1 protein-coding gene is annotated in these 1051 nt (G+C 65.4%); it reads right to left on the minus strand.

From position 1 onward, the window contains the following. Positions 1 to 1051 (minus strand): alpha/beta hydrolase (locus tag AC4ELH_RS23815; RefSeq protein ID WP_498887069.1); only part of this gene is annotated, 1051 nt, incomplete at both ends.

The following is a 1051-nucleotide window of genomic DNA, read 5'->3' on the forward strand; positions in this document are numbered from 1 at the left end:
GTCACTGGCAAAGATCTGCCCACCGTTGTGCGCCATCCGCTGAAACCCCACCCGCGGATCCCAACTGCCCGGTGCCTGGTAGCCGATGTAGGTGATCGACGCCGCGGACAGCTCCGGATTCTCCTGCATGGTGGACTGAAGGAGGTTGACCGCGCGCATCGTCATTGCCCGGAGCTTGCCGATCGTGGTCGTCATCCCCGGCACATACCAAGACACCGACTGCGCCGTATACGGATCGGCACCGAAACTGACAATCGCACGCCCCACCCCGCCGAAGGCCTGAGGGTTCAACGCCAGCAGGAACGGGCCGCCGACGTTCAGTCTTGCGGCATTCCGGTGCGCCGACCGCAGCCCGGACTCGATGTCGTTCATCAGATCGATGTAGTTCGATTCGAACTTGTTGAGCGCGACACCGTTCTCGCGACGTGACAGCAACAGCTCACGATGATCCAGATAACGGCGCAGCATGTTCGAGTTGGCTTCATGCCGGACTTTCGGCGGGATGCCCTCGGCGTTACCGACCTCAAACGGATAGGTGTTGACCAGTGCTTTCTGCTGAGCCTCCGACAACCCAGCCCACCACTGTGCATTCGCCCGGGCACGATTCACCGCGTCGTCCACCGACACCCGGTGATCGGCCGGGCTCATCAGGTCGGCGGCTTCGATCTCTCGCTCGGCCAACGCCACAGCGGCGAGCACGTGATCCGGCACCGCGGACTGCTCGACATCGCTGGGCGCGGCCACCGGTAGTTGCTGTACCTCACGGGCGGCTTCCGTCGCGGGGTGGACGGGCACCTGGATTTCGGGCACTTCCTCCGCGGGTGAATTGCGGAAGCGTGGATTCCAGAAGTGGCGGCCCTGCACCGAGTGGGTGGAGTTGGGGTCATCGGCCAACCGCAGCGGGCGGCCGGTCGCGGGCTCGACGGTCTGTTCACGGGTGCCACCTAGCAGCCACCGAGGCTGCGCGGAGAGGGTACGGCGCCCCTCGGGGTCCACCTGGTTCGCGTGGCCCGCCGCGATCCGGCCGAAGTTGGCCAGCGATTCACTGCGC

The organism is Mycobacterium shunyiense (assembly GCF_058270075.1).